Below are 17,762 nucleotides of genomic sequence, written 5' to 3' on the forward strand. Positions count from 1 at the left end.
TACGCAACCGCGGAATCGACACCCTGCCCAGCATCAAGACCCAAGACACGGCAGACTGAACAACTACGAACCGGTGGCCTCGTTTTCGAGCGTCGGATCGGCCCCATTTTCGAGCGTTGCCGACACCTCCGGCGCGTTGCCGACCCCATGGCTTCAGGTCCGACGCGCGACGAGTCATCGAATCGATGTCCAGCTAGTCTCGAGCACTGGCCTCCATTCGGCCGTAATCGGCCGCCAGCGCATCGACGCCGAGCCGAACTGATCGAGCGAGCTCCGCACCTTCGTCTCCGACCAGGTCGCCAATCCGATGGGCGTAGTCCAACAGACGCGCGTAGCGATCCGGAATCTCTTCGTCCGGCATGAGGATCCGCAGCTTCAGGAGGTGGTACCTGCAGACTCCCCTCAGTTCGCGGGCCATCTCAACGCTTGGAACCTCATCATTTGTCGAACCGGAAGAGGCAACCTCGATGGACCTAGCGATTTCTCTGGATCGGTACTGAAGCAGGCTGTCCAATGCGTCACACATGGCATCGCGTGTGTCACGGAAATGCGTGTTGACCCGTGCCGCTCGATTGGCTTGCTTGGTTACCCGCATGGTCGTCTATGCCCCGATGAGGCTGCCCAGCAGGGCTCCGGTGAGGGTGATGATGGCGACAAGCACTTCGTTCATTGTGCGAGGATTCCTGTTTTAATAGCCGGCAAGTTGATAAGCCGTCATCTGCGTCACCGGCTCGTCAGGCCGGGAGGAGAATACTGGGGTTACCCGCGTACGAGATCACCAGCTCGTCACGGGCTCGACTCGCGGCCACGTAGAGCAGTGCTCGCTCCCGCAATATGGCGTCCTCCTTCTCTTCAGGGGCTTGGTTTCGGACGGCGAACAACGCAGGGAGATTTCCTTCAGAAATGCCAACCAGCATGACCTTTGCGAACTCTGTTCCTTTGGAGCGATGCATCGTCAGGACGACTGGCTGTCCCGCTGGGACCTTGCCGCGGTCAACCGCCCTTACTTTCACCCCCCGCTCAGCCAGGGCCGCTACCACTTGATCCCGGTGCTTCTTGTCCCGTACCAGCACTCCAATGGTCTCGGGCTCAGGCGTCCCCTCCAGCCAGGCGCTGATCTGTTGCGCCGCGAAGTCATACTCGGCCGACTGGTTGGGGAACTGCTTCACCGTGGGGGTGGGGCCGTTCCGAAGGGACCGGTAGTCCGAAGTCTTCTCGGGAGCGTCATCGGAGTCGATCCACGTGGCACCCTCAAGAATGCGCTGTGCAAGACCAAGGTTCTCCGCAGTGGTTCGGTAATTGACCTTCAGCCGGCTGGAGCGGCCCCGTACATTCAGCCCATACCGCGACATCACGATTCGATTTCCATAGATGCGTTGGTGTGCATCCTCGGCTATGAATACGTCGTTGTCGCCATCGCTCACCAAGGCTCGCACCAGTTGAAGGTGAGAGGGTCCGAGATCCTGTCCTTCGTCCACGAGAACGTGGTCGCAGGGCCGTCCCGAGCCCTCAGCAGCCACGAGATCAAGACTCGCTGCTGCGAGGCCGGCGGCCTCCGCGTAGTCGACGGTGTCCTGCGCCTGGCACAGCGATCGGTACGCCGCGACGATCCCCCAGACTGCAATGCGCTGTGGTCGAGTGAGGCGTACGCCGCGGCCCGCACGGGGGGCCCGTGCGTACCCCTCCAGAGTCGTGATCCGCTGCGGAAGAACAACCATCGCGTACTCGGCGACCAAGAAGCTCGAGGTACGCAGTTCGGCCGGCAGATCGACTCCCGCCTGTCCGGCCGCCAACTGCCACGTGAGGTCAGTTTGCGTCCGACCATTGACGCCGATCCCAGAGGTCCCGAACACGGTTACCGCCGCCTGGTCCACGTTACTGGCCTTCTGCAGCACCGAGCTGGCCAACGAGTCGATCCCGACCACGTGGATGCCCGGCTCGCCCAGCGACTTGGCCAGCGGTATCTGTGGGTCCAGGTTGCTCAGGCCTTCGCGCATCTGTTCGGCGAGGTTGGTGGTGAACGTGGTCAGCACGATGCGAGCGGCGGGATCCTGCTTGGCGAGCCTGCGGGCGCGGTGCAGCAGGACAACGGTCTTGCCGGTGCCGGCACCTCCGGCCAGTCGGTAGCTTCCGTGGTAGTTGGCGTCCACCAGTCGTCGCTGAGTCGGGTGCAGCCAGGTGCGCCAAGCGCTGAAGCTCCCACCTTCGATGACGCGCCGCAGATCCTCGGCGTCCTCGACATAGTGGAAGAGGGTCTTCGACGTCGGGTTGGTACGGATCTTCTTCATGATCTCCTCCGACGACGACGTGTCGCCGGAGGGCTTCTCGAGCATGAACTCCTGGCGGACCTCATCCATGCTCTGGCCGCTGGCAAGCGCGATGAGGGCGAGTTCCTGCCAGCCTCCGAGTTCATGGCCGAGATTGAGCAGATCGTCGTCCTCGGTGCACACGGCGGCGCGTTCGGCCGCCTCCTCAGACAGCCCCAGGCCCTCAACGAGCTCCTTGGCGGTGTAACCCAGTAGTGAAGGTTTGGCCGTCGGCTTGGGCTTGGACCGCTCCGGCTCCGACTTGGCAGCCGGGGTCGCCATGTCCTCATCCTCCACAGTCGGCAAACCGTTGAACGGGTTGAGCTTCAGGACGGCCCGCTTGGCCCGTGCGATGGCCTCGTCGTGATGCCACACGCCGTGAATGATGTAAGACCGCACCTCGCCCACATCCAGTTGAAAGAGGACTGCGCGCCACGCGAGGTCGACACGGCCAGTGCGTACGCGGGAATCGACCACCCCGTTGATGGGTTCAATGTGGATGCCTGGGGCGGCGTCGTCGTCGGCCAGCTTCTGCAGGAAGGCCATCGCCTTCGACCGGATCGTGGGGTCGATCTTGTTCACCTGGTTGGTGAGGATGATGTTCGACTCGGTCACTGTCCACCTCCGCTGAGCGCCGCCTTGATACGGTCGATGTCGGGTCCAAGGACGGTCCAGCCCCGCTCCACCAGTGTGTCGTCGGTGTGACCATCGATGAAGACTGCGATCTGCTGGTCCGGCCAGGCGAAGTCGATGGGCTGGTCACCAACTTCGTGCCCCTGCTCGGCAACGGCCAGCCCGGCATCAGCCAGCGCCACAACGAGTAGCCGCTCGTCGTCGCTGAGCGAGTTGTCGTACGCCTCATCCCACCCGGGGACCTGGGGCTTGACGAGGGCCGGATCGGCCGAAACGACGCGTGCAGTGCCCTTGATGATCTGCCGCACGGTGGTCGCCAAGACCGGGAAGATGCCGAACTGTAGCGCGTTGGCCAGGGCGAGCCAGTCCCGCCATGCCTCTTTGGCCTCCTCGCTCCCGAGAGCGTGGGTGCGATCGTCGACGGCGGCACATGTGGTCAGGATGGATCCATCCCGCACCACCGCAATTCCCAAAGTCGATTCACTCCACCATCCGATTGCGGTCTGCCCGGGAATCGACTCGCCAGTCAGGAGGGCGCGGGTCAACTGCCGCACCTCCAATGGCTGGACGGTGCGTTGGTTGACCCCGAACAGGGCGGTCGACAGCGCCTGGGCCAGCGTGCCGCATGCCTCACGATCGGGTTCGCGGAGCCATCGTTCGAGGATCGCGAACGGCCCACCGGTCACGGTGGGCAGCAGGGAGGAACAGCGCGGAAACTTGGCGATCATCACTGGTTCCACCGCGCTCGGATACCACCGCGGCGCGCGAGCCGGCTGCTCGTCGGCGTACAGTCGGACGTCCTCGGCTGTCACGGACAGGACGAATAGGCCGTGGTCTCGAAGCACCTGCCGCTTGGTTGCATCGTCCGCCAGGTTGTTGTGGGCCGCCGTGCCGTGGAACTGGTAGCCGTCGGTGAAGATGGCCATGTCTGGCACGTTCGGGTCGGGAGTGCTCAAGAGGAAGTCAGGGCGGCAGCCAAGCAGATCGACCTGTGGCTTGAGCGTCCACGTTCGTCGCTGCCCCGGCAAAGACAGCTGCAGCTGGTTACCGCGCGGGCCGGGCTGCTCTGTCACCTGCGCTGACAGGGATTCCGCGAGCCTCTTCAACTGCACATAGAACTTCTTCTCCAACCACGACGCGCCATCGTCCGACACCTCGTGGGCTTGCTGGGTCACCTGCCACAACATCGGGTCGTCCAGCTCGTCCTCTCGAGACGAATGGCCCCCGGTCAGAATGTCCCGCAGGTGGCGCTCCGCAGCTGAGCGGGAGACGAGATGCACCTCGTGCCCGGGTGCGAACGGCAGCAGACACAGGGGACAAGCCAATTGCCCCTCGGCCTGGCACGGGCAGTCCCGAACGATCCGCCAGGCACGAAGCAGCAGGTTCCACGCTCTCTCCGGTGAGGCCAAATCAGCGAGATAACCGGTGCCACCCGGCACCACATCGTGGATGAGCAGGGCCTGGTGGTTCGAGCCACGACGGTTCGGGGCCACGCACGTGGTGACTCCAAGATGATCGGGGGATCCGCCGAATTGTTCTCGCAATCCGAGAAGGAGTGCCGCGGTCAGGCTGGGAACGGCGAACGAGTCACCGAGGGTCACCTGGTGCGGGAGCGGAATCACGACGCCCTGGGTGGTGAGCGTCCTGGAAAGGGCAACGTTGACGACATGGTTCTCGTCCGTGGATTGGCGGTGTTGGCACCACGGCCGGTGTTCTCTGGGGGAGTTCGCTCGCGCTGCCTGATCGAGTACGCCGCAGGCCCTGCAGACTCGGAAAAGCGGGGCCCTCGCCTTCTGGCCAGCCAGCTGCATGTCGCCTCCGGCGGAAATGCGGCCGACGTTCACCCAGCGCATGGTGAGGCGGTCGAGGTATTGCACGCCGAAGTCGTAGCCCTGCACGTACCACTCGCGGCGCACGTGGCCCTGGTCGATGTCCGGGGCAGCCACCACACTGAACCGCGTGCGCCTGCGCTCGTCGCCGCTGTCGGTGATGACCGCCTCATCGCGATTGAGCTGGGCCGAGACTTTGGTCAGTTCGACCACGTTGAGCCGCTGACCCGCATCACGCGGAGTGTCGCTCCCGCAGCGTGGGCAGTCGCCCGCATCGGCCAACATCAGGTCGACGGCCCACCCGCAGTCAGCGCAGTACGACCACGGATGAACCGCCTCCGTGTTCGGCCCCAGGTCGACGGCATCGATCGCGATCTCCATCCCCCGCGCATAGAACGTATTGCCGGGTGCGAACTCGTGCAATGCACGTGCCGATGGACGGCTGATGGTGGCGCCGTCCTCCTTCCATTCCTGGGAATCGGGATCGAGCCAAGTTACGAGCACCTCGAGCCTCACCGAGTCGTCCAGGAGTGTGTAGTTGGGCAGCAGGCCAACCTCCTCCAGCGCCGACACCCAGTGCTGCCGGTTGGAGTCGGAGATCTCCTGGATGGTGTAGTGGAGCGCAGCACGGGCCGAACGCAGTGCCTTGCTGTCCTCCGAATCCGGATTGGGCAGTGACGCACGTTGTTGCAGGTCGGGGAGTGCCTGCTGGATGGACGTCAGCCTGCGCTGCAGTGCCTCGACCTGGTTGGTCCAGCGGTTGGCAGCGGCGTACAACTGGCGGGCGAGACCGCTGGAGCCGGGTCCTTGCGGCGGGGTGGCCCACTCACGAAGGGTTGTGATCGCGTCGTCCTGAAGGCTGGAGAACGTGCCGAGGAACGTGGCCAGCAGTTGCTCGTGCTGCTTTTCCGCCTGGGTGATCAAGTGCCCGAGGAACGTGTCATGTTCACCGGGAGCGAGGGCTTCTGGTGCCACCCGCGGGAGCAGATCGGGGTGGTCTCGCGCGGTCTTGTCAACGATGTGCGCAAGGTATTGGCGCCGCAGGATCTCCTCCGCCGACAGCCAGGTGGCGGGCGGGCGTACGGCCCCGTTGATCATGGCCAACGGATCGAGCAACCGCGGCAGGTTGGCGCGGTGACCGGTGATGTAGGTGACGTCGAGGGCGTTGCCGGTACGCCGACCGGCGCGGCCCACGCGCTGGAGGTAGGAGGCCGTGGTTCGTGGGAGCGAGGACAGGAATACGGCCGAGAGCGTGCCGATGTCGATGCCCATCTCGAGGGTGGGTGTGGCGACCAGGACGTTTGGAGCGCCAGCCTTCTGACCCGAGGACTTGAATCCCCGCTCGTGTGCCAGACGGGTCTTTGTCTCGAGCAGGGATGTGTGTTCGCGCGCCACGATGCGGCGCATGTCGCCGTGACCATAGAGCGCCTGGTAGAAGTTCGGCTCCACATCGATGCGGCCCAGACGCCCAGGGCAGCGGACCAGGAAGCAGGGCGCCCCCTCGAGCTGGTCGATGACCTCAGGAGTCCCATGTCTTCTTCCGTGGCACACGGTGCACCGCAGGGCGACTCGAGCTTCGCGCAGCTCGGTGTCGGTCGGGATGCGCACCAGCACCCGGTCCGGGGAGATCGCGTACACCATCGCGTGGGACTCGGTCTGCTTCTCGAGCAGGACTCCACGTTCGGCGAGCTCCCGGAGCAGGAGACGCGTGAGTGTGGCGCCCATCCCCGCAGATACGCCCAGCACGCGGGAAGCCCACGACGCATACCAGCCCTGGGGTGAGGTGGCGTTCTCGAGCAGGACCTCGCTGGCGCGGTTGAGTCGGGTGCCGACGCGGGGAAACTCGGGCGCAGAACGACCCGTGGGGAACGCGGGCATTCCCTCTCCACGCGGACGCCCGCCCCAGATCGCATAGCGATTGCCGTCGCTCTTGATGAACCGAGTCAGCCACGGATGATCGATCGCACCGCTGGCCCGCATGTGCTCGGCGACGCCGCGGACCCACGTGGCGAGGTCTTGTTCAGCGGGTCCATCGCCGAGCTCGGGCTGCCACTCCGCGGCGTCGAGGCATCGGCGCGCGGCTTTCCCCATCTGAGCAGGGGTGCCGATCTCCACGGCCGAGACCGCGGTGCCGGTGTTTTCCAGGGTGCGGCCGAAGCCGGATTGGAGTCCGAATTCCAGGGCGACATCGAACGCCAGCCGGGTCTCGACGCTGCGCCGCGTGACCTGGTCCAAGCGGTTCGGATCATCCCAGTAGGGCTTGAACCGCTGCCTATCGGCGATCGCCGGATGCAACAGGCGGTAGCGGGCGAACGGGTCGTTGCCGGCGCGTTCGACCAGACGGGGGACGAGATGAGCGAGGTCGGTCACGTGTGACTCGAGAGAGTCGCGGATGGCCGCGCGGAGCGTGAACGTGTGGCTCCGGGTTTCGACGAATCCGGCCCGGTGGGCGGCGTCTTGGACAGAGTCGGTGAAGACCAGTGCCTTCTTGTCGTCGGAGTCGATCTCTTCGGAGCCGAACAGCGCGGAGAGGGACACCGACAGTTGGGTGGCAATAGCCGATCCGAGGAATCTGATGCCATCGCGCTTCTGGCACGAGGGGCAGTCGTCGTTGCTGGCCGGCACATCGTCGCGTCGATCGTGCGTGAGCACAGGGAGAACGCGTCCCTCTCGGTACGCCTCGGATGTTTCGTCCGGCGGCAGCCGGGTGAGTTCCTGTTGAGCCACGTCCCACCAGTGCAGGCCTTCTACACCGCCCCTCTCGCCCTCGGCCGGGGCATACAAGAGTGCACGGAAATACTTCTCATGCTGGGCGTGACGGCGTCGTATGTCGCGCGACTGGGCGAGGTGAGTACCAGTGGGCTCGAGGTATACACCCCATCCCGAACGTCCGCAATACCGGCAATAGAGGGCTGGGTATGCGATGTCTGCAGCGCCGATGGAGTCGACGACATGCTCGGCGTCGTCGCTCCAGCGAAAAGAGGCCGCAGAGGTCGCCAGCCGATCGAGTCGGGTGAGCTCGCGAACCCAGAGGTGGGTCTCGACGTTGAGGAAGTCCTGGCCGAGTCGGGTACGCAGATGGCTGAGCGCAGCCACGAGGTGACCGACCCAGCGAGCGGCAATCCCCGAGGCATCGGGACGGGCCACGATGCAGCGGGCAAGGGAGTCGAGGCTGGTGGCATCTCGAGCCATGGCGATTGCCTTTCGCACAGCTGGCGCGCTGAGCAGTGCTCCAGCGACCTCTTCGGCGCCTGCCTCGGCGTGGACGTTGACGCCGAGTTGGCGGGCGAGGAGACGGCCGACTTCGGCGGGTGTGGCCGCTTCGAGTTCGCTCATGGAATCGGCCATGCCGCCGACGTTCAGAGTCGCTGTGGGATCATCTGCTTGGCCCGTCCATCTTCGTGCCCAGTCATCAAGATCGAGCCTGGTCTCGGTGATGATGGAGCCGCGTGGGAAATCCCGGCCGAATACGGTTTCGGCGAAGCTCAGCATGGCGCTCGGATCGCCTCCGTCGCCCAGAGTGGCGGAGGTTGCGACAGGCGTCACTGCACCTAGTGGGCCTGATTCGGCCTGGGTGTCCGGGTCGTTCCGGTAGGCCGCCAATGTGAGTCCGAGGCGGCGAAGGAGCATGGCCACGTCGGTGCCCTGGGCGCCGTCGTAGGTGTGGAACTCGTCCAACACCAGGTAGGTGAGGTTGTCGGCGCTGGCCTGCCACAGTGGTTGATCGTCGCGGCGCAGCAGCAACTGGTCCAGCATCTTGTAGTTGGTGAGCAGGATGTCGGGCGGGTCCTGTTGCATGGTGCGCCGGCTGGTGATCAGCCCGTCGACGCTGACTGTGGTGCGTTCGCCCTGCTCGCCGGTGTAGATGCCGGCGGTCACCGATCTCAGACGCCGGTCGGTGCCGATCAACTCGGCGAGACGGCCGGCCTGATCGTTCGCCAGGGCGTTCATCGGATAGAGGATGAGCGCCTTGATGCCGCGATACCCCAGGGATCGGGCGCGGAGGACGTGGTCGAGGATCGGGATGAGGAAGGCCTCGGTCTTGCCCGAGCCGGTACCGGTCGTGACCAGGGTGGCTTCGGGGTGTCGGAGTTCCGGTAGCCCGGCGGTCGGTTTGGTGCTGAGGCGTGCAAACGCCTCGGCCTGGTGCCCGTGCGGGGTGAATCCCTCGGGCATCCAGTCGAGGTGCTGCTGCCAACCCGGCTCCGCCGGCGCAAAGGGAACGCGGAGGCGTACCCACGGGCCCTTGAAGATGCCGGTCTGCTCGTGGGCGAGGAACTCCGAGAGTGCATCCTGGGCGTCCGCGTCGGTCAGGGCAAACGTCGTGGCCAAGTAGGCGGTCAGCGCCTCCTGGATCCGACGCACCTGAGTAGTCGGCAGCAGATCACTCATCCCTCAGTCTCCCGCAGCCGGCGAGTGAACTCGGCATGTGCCGTTCGCATGTCGGCCTCCCGGTCGTACGCGGTGAACGGCAACTCGTAGACATAGGTGTTGCCGGCAGCATTGGTGTGCGTGCGATCCTCGATGCTGATGGCATCGCCCTTCTTCCGCCAGATCTGAAGCACCCGTGACGGCACCAGTCGAGCGTTCTTGTCGTACAGATAGGTGTTCTGGTCGTACCCGCGAAGCACGGCGAACTGGGTTCGATACACGGTGCAGAGTTCGTCAGCAGAGATCCCCAGCATGACAGCAACCAGGGCATCCAACTCAACCAATGCATCCCGGCGAGTAAGCGCCAAGCGCAACGGTGTATCTGGCGACCACACCGGTCCTGTACCGAGGGCTTCACTTCCGCGCCAGAGTACCCAGGGTTCCCGCGCCATGGAGGGCCGCCATGCTTGGTGCCACAACGTGACGTAAGCAGCAGTAATAGCGTTGAGACGCAGACAGCGCAGAACAAGGGCGTCGTCCAGCGGATGGCTTGGCACGTACGGCAGCCGACCAAAAACGCCAGCGTAAATGCCACTCTTGGGAGCGGCGCGAACCGCGAAATCGGCCAGAAGCGACCCGGCAAATGCTTGAACCTTCACTATCTGATGCGCGCCGGCCCCGCCCATCGCAAACACGCCGTTGGGGTGGGCAGACCCGGGCGGAATGATGGCCGGGATCATCGTGCGCTCTCCGGTGTTGGCGGCCATAGCTCGCCAGGCGACGCGGTAGTGGTCGCGTACGGGCTTGCCGTTCCATGTGCCGTATTGGGCGTCGTAGACCGACCGGTCGCCCGCCGGCTTGTACGCCGTCACCGGGATCGCGTCCAAGGCCAAGGTCTCGAGGTCGACCTCGGACCAGTCCTGGTTGTGCTTCATCGTGGGGTTCGGCACCTTGTACGCCGGGTTGTTCACGTGCAGGTGCGGGCCCTGGAGGATGACGTCCTGCCACGATTCGGGCGCCCCCCAGCGCTGCTCGAAGCGGCCCCTCTGTCGGTCGGTCGTCTCGTTCCAGCCCTGCGAAAAATGCAGGCCGAGGGACGAGATCCGCGGCGCGTTGGCCAGCTTGGTCAGCACGGCTGCCACGTCGCTGTTGACCGTGTAGAGCATCCGGGTGTCGGCCGCTGGGACCTCGTCCGACTCCAGGACGTCTCGCCAGACGGCGAGCTCGTTCTCGGTGACGGTCACGATTCGTTGGGCGTGCGGACGCAGGTCCCACCGCCCATCGTCGTCCTTGAACCCAGGGGACGGCCCGTCGCCAGAGTGGCGCAGCGATCGCTCGACCGTGTCGGGGTGGTACAGCGTGGACGCGTTGAGGAATCGCGGTGAGCGCCGAGATCCGTACGTGTGCACTCCGTAAGTAACGAGGTGGTGCACCTCGAACAGCTGGAGCTCGTTCACGAACTGCCAGTGCCGGCGGAGTCGCTGGTAGGTCTCGCGGCGCAGGCGGTTGGCCTTCTCGTCGACGAAATGCGAGTCAGGATGGATGAGTGCTGCAACACCGTTACGGGACATGTGGTCCCACGCCTGCGCCATGAAACAGCGATACAGGTCCGGCCTGAGACCGGTCAAGACAGGGTAGTTCGTCGGCGCGCCCACGAATTCACGGACTGCTACTACCGAGCTTGCATCGTCCGTCACCTTGTCTTGGGCTCCCCGTCGGTCCAGAGTGCGCAGCCGGCGCGCTTGGCGTTGCGCCTCGCTGGGCTTGTGGGCGAGCACCCACCACGGGTCGAAGTCCGCTAGGAAGACGTCGACGTCGGTGTCTGGCCGCACCCACGGCGGGTTGCCCACCTGGAGGTCGAAGCCACCGCGGCCGAAGACCGTGGCGAAGTCCAGCTCCCAGTGGAAGAAGCCCTGACGCTCCGCCACCTGCTGGGCCACGCGCAGCCACGGGGACTTCGCCATGACTCGGGCCACCGGCTGGGCCCCGGCGAAGCTCAGGTCGAGCGCCTCCGCTTCGCCGAGCGCCTCCCAGTCGCCGCCCGACAGGACCGCCTGGCCGGCCCGGGCCGCGGCCCGGTCGCGCGTCGAGGACTGCACCGGCCGACCGAGGATGCCCTCCAGCGCGTCGAGCCACGCGTCCAGAGTCGGCGGCTCGGCCCCCTCGGTGCCGACCAGCGGCCAGAACCACAGGGCGCACCAAGCATCCATGACGAGCCGCAGCCGGCGATAGGCGCCGTCAGGGTTCGCGAGAGACTCCTCGATCTGCTCGCGGGTGACGGGCACGCCTCCGGCGTGCCGTTCTGCTTCCGTTCGCCGGTCGCCCCAGAGCTCGATCGCCCGGCGCGACTCGCGCTCGGCGATCGTCAGACGGCGCCACGCGTATTGCCACAGCACCTCGACACGCTCACTCAAGGCGACAAGTCGCTTGATCTGCTGGGTCGACGGGGCGCGGCGCAGCGACTTCGACCAGTCGCGGACCCGCTTCACGGCGTCGGGGACGAGCGCCTTGGCCTCCTTCGCCTCGGCCGTGGCGCCCCAGCCCTCGGCGGGCAGCAGGAAGTGGTGGATGCGGCCCTCGACGCCCGAGACGTGCGGCGAGTCCTCCCCTGCCGCCGCGACGAGGTTGGCCAGCGGCACGTCGGCGGGCGCGGCGGTGAGCCACTGCTTCTTCTTGACCTCGTCCACGGTGTAGACGGCGTGCTTGGCGCCAATAAGGGAGTTACCGCGGCGCAGTCGCAGACCGAACCACGGCGCCTGCAGCCCTGCCGCCATGGTGTCGAGCCAGAGCGAGATCTCGGCCAGCTCCACCGCGGTGGCGTTGAGGTCGACACCATAGACCTGGTGCAGCGCGATGTGGGCCTTGATGCGCTGCAACACCTGAGGTCGCTCGTCGGCGTCGACCTGGGTGCCGAGCTCCTCCTGGCGCCGGCGCAGGTATTGCTCGGCCAGCTGGCGTACGCCCTCAATGGCGAACGCCCCCGAACCCAGCGCCGGCTCGCAGATCGTCAGGCTCAGGATCTCCTCGGCCGTCGTCGTGTGGCCGTCCTGGTCGAGCAGCTCCTCGAGCGCCTGACCGACGGTGAACCGGGTCAGCACCTCGGGGGTATAGAACGACGCCGACTGCTGCCGGTCCCGACCCGAAAGGCGAAAGACAAAGGTGCCGCGCCGGTGCACGACTCGCTCCCACTCGCCGGTGTCGGGGTTCTCGGTGCGGACGAAGTGCTCATCCCCCAGGTCGTCGGCCCGGTCGATGGGCACGACCCACGACCCCTTCTCCGGGTTCCCGCCGGGCGCCACCTCGTACAGGTCCTCGGTGGCGAACGAACCCGTGTAGGACATCAGGCCCTCATAGACGGCGCCGAGCTGGTTGATGCCGAGGTCTACGTAGGAGATGAAGCCGCGGTCGCGGCCTCGGGACTCCTTGCTGAGGAGCAGCTTCTGCAGCACGCGCTGGAGGGCCTGGTTCGACAGGCCCACCTCGTCGATGCGCCGGATGGCCTCGGGCTTGAACAGGTCGGCGCGAAGCCCGTGGAACGTCAGCCCGTCGGTGCCCTCGCGTTCGGCGTCCTCGTCGCGCAGTCCGCCGTCGTGGCCCTGGTCGACGAGGCGGAAGAGCACGCCGAGCGAGTCGTGAAAGTGCGTGCCAGCCAGCGCCTGCGGCGTGCTGAGCGTTACCAGGACGAGGTCGCGCAGGCGGTCGAGCGAGTAGCCCTGGTCGTACGCGTCGTCCCCCGCCGGGAGGACGCCCATCTCGGGGGAGGCCTCGGCGTACAGGAGGAAGAGGATGCGGTAGAGGTAGCGCAGCGCTTCGATGGCCAACGGCTGCGCCTCGTCGGCCCCCAACGGCGGGAGGCCTTTCGCGGCGCGGCGTTCGACGACGTCGTTGGCGATGATCTCGATGGACAGGCGTACGCCCTCGCGCAGGTCCTTGCTGACCCCGACGGTGTGCTTGACGGAGTCCTCAAGGGTGCCGTCCCACCAGATGGCGCCATCGGCGTCCGGCGCGAGCGAGGGGGCCTCGAGGCAGGTGAGGGCGCGGTCGATCTCGCCCCCGCGCTTGGTGTCGTTGCGGTCGGCGACGGTCTGGATGTCGATCCCGAGGCAGCGCCCCTCGGCCCAGCGGCCCTTCTCGGCGACGACCAGCCAGCGGCCCCCCATCACCAGGGCCCACCCAGGGGAATCGTCGTCGACGAACAGCGACGACAGCAGGCGTCCCACGCTGGTGAAGGACTGGTCGCCCACGGTCGTGGGGTCGAGCGTCTCCTCGTCCTTGGCGAAGACCTGCTCGACGGTCTGGAGGGGCCGGGAGCGGATGATCGCCAGCGACGAGGCGGCGTCATCCAGCCCGGGTGACGACACTCGCGTGATCGGGCCCTCGGTCGCCGTCGTCCACGCCCCCTCGCGGTAGCCGAGCACGCGCAGCAGATCGTCCTGCACCTCCGTGGCGAGGGCCGGGTCGGTGGCGTCTTCGGCATACAGGGCGGCGAGGTCGAGGCCCAACTGGTTGCGGGCGCCGACGAACCGCGTCCGCACCGACGACTCCTCGGCGTCCCACTCCTTGCGGCGCGCGATCACCCGAGCCGCGAACGACTCCTTGGTGGCATCGGTGGAGAAGTAGTGCTCGGAGATCCAGTCCTCGACCACCACAAGGGCGTCACTGCTGGCCATGATCGGCTCCCTTCGTGGGGGTGTCCTGCGGCACGACGAGCAGCAACGGCCGCACCAGCGTCCGCGAGGGACGCATGGCGTCGATCAGCTCGGCCTGGCTCGCCACCCGCGTACGCCGGCTCTTGACCTCGCTGCGCTGGATCAGGGCGTCCGCCTCGTGCTGCCAACGCTCCGTACGCCGCGCCCATGCGGCGACGCGCTCCTCGATCTGTTGCTCGGCGAACCGCAGGGTCATCCGAGCCGTGTTCTGGGCGATGCGTACGGCGTGGGGGACGAGGTGCTGGAAGGGGGCCGGGTCGACGGGGCCCGGGTTGGTGACGTCGCTGCCGAAACCCAGGGCCGCCGCGGCGTCGGCGACCCCCGCCCGCGGGGTGGCGAAGCCGGCGGCCGGGTTGTCGAGGTCGGGGAATTCGACCGTCGCGGCGAACGCGGAGACCACGTGGCCGCGCCGGTTGGTCAGCGTGCTGGTGAGCAGCATCGTGGGGCAGTCGACCTGCGTCCCCCGCACCACGAAGACCTGGCCACGTCCCAGGCTGGCCAGGCTCTGGTCTGCAGCCCACTCCAGCACCGGGTGGAGCGGCCCCAGAAAGTGGGCCTCCGGCCACGTGGACGATGACTCGTCGGTGAGCGCGCGACGCAGCTCGAGACCACCGCGGTCGCGGGTGGTGGCGAGCTTGAGCGTTTCTTTGACCTTGCGGTCACCCAGATAGGATTGGGGGAGCGCCTCGAGACGCTGCACGAGGTCGCCAGGCGGGGTGAACTCGACGATCTGCTGCTGACGGTGCTCGGTCCACTCGATCCCGCCCGCGCCGCGGGGTGCCTCGGGCTTCACGAAGACCTCGTGAACGGCCTCGCGAAGGAAGTCGGACTCCTGGGCGTACAGCGACTCGCGCTCGGTCGGCGGCGCGGCTGGTCCCGTGGACCCCTCGGCGAGGCGCTTGAGGAACTCGTCGATGCTGTCCAGCGCGAAGGCATCGCCCACCTCGGGCACGGCCTCGTCGAACTGCTTCTTGCCCGCAAGGACGTCGCGGATCTCGTCCTCCTCGGCCTTGACCGAGTGCTTGCCCATGAGCCAGGCCGAATCGCCGAGGGCGGTGTGGGCCTCATCCTCCCGCTCGATGAGACGCGACAGGACTCGCAGGTCGCCCGCGAACTCCTCGGTATCGGGGTCGAGCAGCAGCGTGGTGATCCGCGGGGGATGCTCCTGACCGTAGCGATCGATGCGGCCGTTGCGCTGTTCGATGCGAATCAACGACCACGGGATGTCGTAGTGAATGAGCTCGTGGCACTGCCGGTGCAGGTTGACACCCTCGGACGCCACATCCCCGGTCACCAGAACGCGGATCGGGGATGTCTCCTGCTTGAACGACTCGACGATCGCCTGCTGCTCGTCATCACCAAGACCGCCGTGCATCACGACGACGTTCTCGTCCTTGAGCCTGAGGTCGCGTGTGAGGCGGTCCTTCAACCAGTGGAGCGTGGCGACCCGCTCGGCGAAGACCACGGCCCGGTTGGATCGGGCGACGTCGATGTCGCGGAGGAGGACCAGCAGCGCCGCGTACTTCCCGGACTGGCCGGTCGCGGACTCCTGGTTCAGCGTACGCAGGCGTTGGAGGGCGGCGATCTCCTCGCGTTCGGCCTCGTTGGGATGCGGCAGGCGTGAGATGCGGCCCTTGATCGTCTCGTCGAGCGCCGCCGGGGACGAGAGAAACGCCTTCGCCAGGGTCCAGCCAAAGAGTCGGTCGCCCTTGCTGTGCGGAGTCTGCTTCGATGCGGGGTGGAGCCAGACCTCGTCCAGCTCGCGAGCCACGGCATTCTCGGAGCTGCTGGCCGGCACGAGCACATTATTGGGTTCCTGCCGCTCCGCCCACTTGTGACCGACCTCCTGCGCGACGGCCGGTGAATGGCGGTGGCGCCGGATGACGAGCTGCTCCATGCGCTCGGGGTCGAGGTCGCCCTGCGGGCTGACCGCCGTCGGGTCGAGCAAGCGGATCAGCTCGGCGAACGACTCCTTACGACCATTGTGGGGTGTCGCCGACGCGAGGATCAGGGCATCGGTGGTCGGGGCGAGAATGCGCGCGAGCCGGTTGTTCTGTGCCTCGGTATTGGTGACGTTGTGGGACTCGTCGATGACGACGGCGTCCCAGGTGTGGTTGCGCAGGTCGCGCTCGAAGCGTGCCTGCTTGAGCGTGTCCATCGAGATGATGACGCGCTTGAAGTAGGTGAACGGGTTGCGGGTCGCCGGCAGCTTCTGCTTGACGCGCTGGACCCCGGTCGAGTCGAGGCGGACGAACGGGAGCGCGAAGCGGCACCACATCTCGTGCTGCATCTGCTCCAGGACGTGACGGGGGCAGACGATGAGGATGCGGTCGCCGCGGCCGCGGCGTACCAGTTCGGCGAGGATCATGCCGATCTCGAGCGTCTTGCCCAGGCCCACGGCATCGGCCAGGAGGATGCGCGGCCGCAGGTTCGCCGGGTCGAGCGCTTGGGCCACGGCCTGCTGCTGGTATCTGAGCGGATCGGACAGGGCCTCGGCAGAGACCGTGAGTGTGGTGTCACCGAGGGGTCGAGCTGTCTTGCGCCGCATCGACTCGAGCCAGAGGCGGGCGCGCCGATGATGCGGGGAATCATCGGCCACCAGCTTCGCCTCGGCTGGGTCCAGCGTCTCGATGTGATCGAGCGACTCATAGAAGGACGCCGTGGTGCCGCGGACGAGCTCAGACAGGCCCTGAACCCGCAGGAGCTGCCCATCGACCGTCATCTCGACCGACGTGACGAGCCATTCCTCGTCGCGGACAATGACGACGCTCCCAGGTGCGACGTTGAGGGGGTGGGCCATACGGTCTCCTAGTCGACTTCAAGTGATCGTAGCGGAGTCCGATGCGGCGGAGGCCACCTCATCTGAGAACGCTCGGAACTCACGAAATGCCCGGTTCTGTCGCATTCAGGTTGGCCCCATGTCAATATGACCTGTGTGACCGGCGTTTGGTTTAGGGAAGCCAATTATTGTCGTGCTCAACTGTCGTCAGTCCTTGGCAGGTGTAGGCCGGTTGAACCTGTTAGGAAACCCGAGCGAATTCTCGGAGAACGTGAAGGGCTTCTGCTGGAGATTCAACGGCACCTGTGGGCAGCAGGTCTGCAGCCGTTGAAGATTGTTCTGGTGCACGCGCTTGCGGCTACGCGGGCCAGTTCGACGCCGGCGCTGATCTCTGAACGATTCAGATTTTGGGAAGTCGTCTTCAGCGCCGCAACCCGAACCACCGCTTCTTTGGCTTGTCCGGCACCGGCTCTAACCGATGCATCGGTACCTCCCAGTAGTCCGGCCGTTGCTCCAGCAACGGCCCCGTCACCGCGTCTGGCGGTGGGGTCTCACCGAGGATGCCGAACATCCACAGCACAGCAGAGTTTCCGAGCTCCAGCGGGTGGAATGAGATCGCAGGCTGGGGATCTCCCTCCCCCAGTGATTCGCCGTGCTCTCCGGCGAGATACGGCTTCTCGAACGGCAGCGGCCGACCGGAGCACGCTTCCTCAAACGTGGTCTCCATGTCGGCGTACAGGGCGACGGAGCGTCCGCCGAACGGTCCGCCGGTCACCTCGAACTGGCACAGGTCGACGACCGAGTGGATGTTGAGGTCCCAGCGGCCCATCCCGTCCTGCAGCTCCCAGCGGGCGCCCTCGAGCAGCACCGGGTCTGCCGAGAACAGCACGGTGTCGCCCCAGGTGGCGACCCAGATCCCCTCGTCGCTCGGGTACGTCTCGTCCGAGGATCCGGCGCGGTCATAGGCGTACGCGTCGCCGAAGAACTCGCGCACGGCCGCCGTGGCCGCATCCGGGCCGCCCTCGGGCTGGCCCCAGATGTCCTCGCGCGGGATTCGTGGGGAGATGGCGGTGAAGCTGCACTTGTAACCCATGGTGGCAACCCTAGAAGGCCGTGGGTGCGCCGGTCGATGGAG

6 protein-coding genes are annotated in these 17,762 nt (G+C 66.3%); all 6 read right to left on the bottom strand.

The window, feature by feature from the left end:
- Positions 1–193: 193 nt before the first annotated feature.
- Positions 194–595, bottom strand: a complete 402-nt coding sequence (locus CGZ93_RS18280; protein WP_141211091.1) for a hypothetical protein — start codon at positions 593–595, stop codon at positions 194–196.
- 139 nt (positions 596–734) lie between these two features.
- Positions 735–2,921 carry a 3'-5' exonuclease gene (locus tag CGZ93_RS05710; protein ID WP_094363197.1) on the bottom strand — a complete coding sequence of 729 codons (2,187 nt, stop codon included), beginning with the start codon at positions 2,919–2,921 and terminating at the stop codon, positions 735–737.
- Positions 2,918–9,160, bottom strand: coding sequence for a DEAD/DEAH box helicase (locus CGZ93_RS05715; RefSeq protein ID WP_094363198.1), 6,243 nt, complete (start codon positions 9,158–9,160; stop codon positions 2,918–2,920). Before CGZ93_RS05715 ends, CGZ93_RS05710 begins: the two co-directional genes overlap by 4 nt.
- Positions 9,157–13,809: a DNA methyltransferase gene (locus tag CGZ93_RS05720; protein ID WP_094363199.1), complete on the bottom strand. Its 4,653-nt coding sequence runs from the start codon at positions 13,807–13,809 to the stop codon at positions 9,157–9,159. Before CGZ93_RS05720 ends, CGZ93_RS05715 begins: the two co-directional genes overlap by 4 nt.
- Positions 13,796–16,648, bottom strand: a complete 2,853-nt coding sequence (locus tag CGZ93_RS05725; protein WP_094363200.1) for a helicase-related protein — start codon at positions 16,646–16,648, stop codon at positions 13,796–13,798. The genes CGZ93_RS05720 and CGZ93_RS05725 overlap by 14 nt, the downstream gene beginning before the upstream one ends.
- A 400-nt stretch (positions 16,649–17,048) precedes the next feature.
- On the bottom strand, positions 17,049–17,720 hold the full coding sequence (locus CGZ93_RS05730; protein WP_094363201.1) for a DUF6928 family protein: 672 nt from the start codon (positions 17,718–17,720) through the stop codon (positions 17,049–17,051).
- Between the last annotated feature and the right edge of the window lie 42 nt (positions 17,721–17,762).

Origin of the sequence: Enemella dayhoffiae (assembly GCF_002250625.1) — a bacterium.
Lineage (GTDB): Bacteria > Actinomycetota > Actinomycetes > Propionibacteriales > Propionibacteriaceae > Enemella > Enemella dayhoffiae.